This window comes from Shewanella sp. AS16, assembly GCF_021412365.1.
Lineage (GTDB): Bacteria > Pseudomonadota > Gammaproteobacteria > Enterobacterales > Shewanellaceae > Shewanella > Shewanella salipaludis.
The window spans coordinates 1-255 of record NZ_JAKCLK010000497.1 but is presented as its reverse complement, the minus strand read 5'-3'; the positions used below and the strand labels follow the sequence as shown (position 1 = coordinate 255).

At 55.7% G+C, this 255-nt stretch carries 1 protein-coding gene; it reads left to right on the top strand.

Features of this window, described 5'->3' with window-relative positions:
• The coding region (locus tag LZP73_RS21700) for a hypothetical protein (RefSeq protein WP_234236994.1) at positions 1 to 255 on the top strand (255 nt) is incomplete at both ends.

Sequence of the window (255 nt, the reverse complement as noted above, 5' to 3'; positions counted from 1 at the left end):
ATGCCTCTTCTGTCTATCGGGTTCTCAGTGGGGAAGCGCGTGTCGCTGCCGGTACGCTGCTGAATCTGCCGGCAGGCAGTATCTGGAAGTTCAGTCCCGGCACCCGTTTGCGGGTGTATGGTGCCTTGAATGCCGTGGGAACCTCATCGAACAAGATTTATTTCACCTCTTATCGTGATGACAGTGTCGGCGGCGACAGCAATAACGATGGCTACAGTGAAGGTGCGGCCGGAGATTGGATAAGCCTGCGCTTTG